We start from the raw sequence: 2,239 nt of genomic DNA on the forward strand, positions 1-2,239 counted from the left end.
CGCGGGGCACGACGCCGACCCGCAGGCCGACGCCGCCGCGCGCGCCGACCCCCGCGACACCGCCGTGCCCGACGACCCCCGCGCCGCCGCCGCCGACCTCGCCGACCGGCTCGGCGTCCGTCTGCTCTGCACGTTCGGCGGCGACGGGTCGATGCTCGTCGGCGAGGGGCACCCCGTCGAGCAGCCCGCCCACCGCGTCGAGGTCGTCGACACGACCGCGGCCGGCGACACGTTCATCGGCTACATCGTCGCGTCGCTCGCCGAGGACGACCTCTGGAGCGACGCGCTCGAGACGGCGTCCCGGGCGGCGGCCGTCGCCGTCGGGCGCGAGGGGGCCGCACGCTCGGTGCCGACCCGGGCCGAGGTCGACGCGCTCGGCTGACCGGGGCGACCCGCGCCTCCTCGGCTCCCCGCGCCTCCTCGGCCGAGCCGCCTGAGCACCAGGCCGGGCTGCGGCGGGTCCCCTTCATCCGTGGCGGGTCAGCGCTGACCCGCCGTCGAGGACACCGACCCGCCGCACTCGACCCCCTCCCGTACCCGTACCCGTACGCTCACTCGAACCCCGCACCACCACCACCACCCACACGACCACCACACACCCCACCCCACCCAGGAGGCGCACCATGGCACGCACCGTCGATCTCGTCGTCGTCGGAGGAGGCGCGATGGGCCTCGCCACCGCCTGGCAGGCGGCCGTCCGCGGGCACGACGTCGTGCTGCTCGAGCGCTTCGAGCGCGGCCACCACCACGGCGCCTCGCACGGCACGACCCGCAACCTCAACATCGCCTACGACGACGGCGAGTACGTCGACCTCGTCGCCCGCGCCCGCACCCTGTGGGACGAGCTCGCGGTCGTCACCGACACGCCGCTGCTCGACCTCGTCGGCGTCGTCAACCACGGTCGCCCCGACATGCTGCGCCGCATGCGCGAGCTGCACGCCGAACGAGGCGTCGACAGCGAGTTCGTCGCGCCCGGCGACGCGGGTCGCCGCTGGACGGGCCTCCGCTTCGAGACCGATGTGCTCTGGGTGCCCGACAGCGGTCGCATCCGTGCCGCCGACGCGCTGGCCGCCTTCGAGCGCGTCGCGACCGAGCTGGGCGCCGAGGTCCGCTGGTCGACACCCGTCACCGGCATCGAGATCGAGGGCGACGACCGGGCCCGCGTCGTCACCGCCGACGAGGAGTACCTCGCGCCCCGCGTCGTCGTGACCGCCGGTGCGTGGACGGAGGGGCTCGTCGGCGGTCTCGCGCGCCTCCCTCGCCTCGTCGTGACGCAGGAGCAGCCGGCGCACTTCCGGGTGACCGACGACGACGCCGTCTGGCCCGGCTTCAACCACCGCCCCGACCCCGACGGCGGCGACGACGCGTGGTGGTACGGGCCGGTATACGGCATGCTCACGCCGGGCGAGGGGGTCAAGGCCGGCTGGCACAGGACGGGCCCGGTGACCGACCCCGATGCGCGCAGCTACCTGCCCGAGCCCGTGCAGTTCGAGGCGCTGCGGCGCTACGCCCGCGAGTGGCTGCCCGGGGTCGACGCCGAGACGGCCGACCCGATCAGCTGCACGTACACGTCGACCGACACCGAGGACTTCGTACTCGACCGGGTCGGCCCGCTCGTGGTCGGGGCCGGGTTCTCGGGGCACGGCTTCAAGTTCACGCCGCTGGTCGGCGAGCTGCTGGTCGACCTGGTCGAGGACGGCGAGGTGCCCGCGCGATTCCGCCAGCTCGGCTCGGCCTGAGCCGCAGAGCACGCAGCCGAGGAGGCGCGGTGCCGGGAACGCTCGCAGCCTCCGCCGCGTTGACTGTCACCATGAGCCCCGCCACGCCCGAGTCGAAGACCTGCCGCTCGTGCGGCCGACGCATCGAGTGGCGCAAGAAGTGGGCGTCGAACTGGGACGACGTGGCCTACTGCAGCGACGCGTGCCGCAAGCACAAGGTGACCGCGCACGATCGCGAGCTCGAACAGCGGATCCGCGACCTGCTGGCGCAGCGCGCCGCGACGTCGAGCATCTGCCCGTCGGACGTCGCGCGCTCGCTGCACCCCGACGACGAAGACGCCTGGCGCGGCCTCATGGAGCCGGTGCGCCGCGCCGCCCGACGGCTCGTCGCGGCCGGCGAGGTCGACATCACGCAGGGCGGCTCGGTCGTCGACCCGTCGACCGCCAAGGGCCCGATCCGCATCCGCCGCCACCGCCCCTGAGCCGCGCAGCGCGCCGCGCCGCCGCGCCGCCGCGCCGCG

At 75.3% G+C, this 2,239-nt stretch carries 3 protein-coding genes; all 3 read left to right on the plus strand.

The window, feature by feature from the left end; translation table 11 throughout:
* Positions 1-382 (plus strand): PfkB family carbohydrate kinase (locus tag SOM13_RS15315; protein WP_320480211.1); only part of this gene is annotated, 382 nt, incomplete at its 5' end.
* 241 nt (positions 383-623) lie between these two features.
* On the plus strand, positions 624-1,739 hold the full coding sequence (locus SOM13_RS15320) for an FAD-dependent oxidoreductase (RefSeq protein ID WP_320480212.1): 1,116 nt from the start codon (positions 624-626) through the stop codon (positions 1,737-1,739).
* A gap of 71 nt (positions 1,740-1,810) precedes the next feature.
* Positions 1,811-2,200, plus strand: coding sequence for a DUF2256 and DUF3253 domain-containing protein (locus SOM13_RS15325; protein WP_192061479.1), 390 nt, complete (start codon positions 1,811-1,813; stop codon positions 2,198-2,200).
* Positions 2,201-2,239 lie beyond the last annotated feature (39 nt).

Origin of the sequence: Frigoribacterium sp. CFBP9030 (assembly GCF_034045195.1) — a bacterium.
In the GTDB taxonomy this organism is placed as follows: Bacteria; Actinomycetota; Actinomycetes; order Actinomycetales; family Microbacteriaceae; genus Frigoribacterium.

Excerpts from the sequence above, each read along its gene's own strand:
- SOM13_RS15320 (WP_320480212.1), top strand. The coding sequence starts at position 624 with ATGGCACGCACCGTCGATCTCGTCGTCGTCGGAGGAGGCGCGATGGGC.
- SOM13_RS15325 (WP_192061479.1), top strand. The coding sequence starts at position 1,811 with ATGAGCCCCGCCACGCCCGAGTCGAAGACCTGCCGCTCGTGCGGCCGA.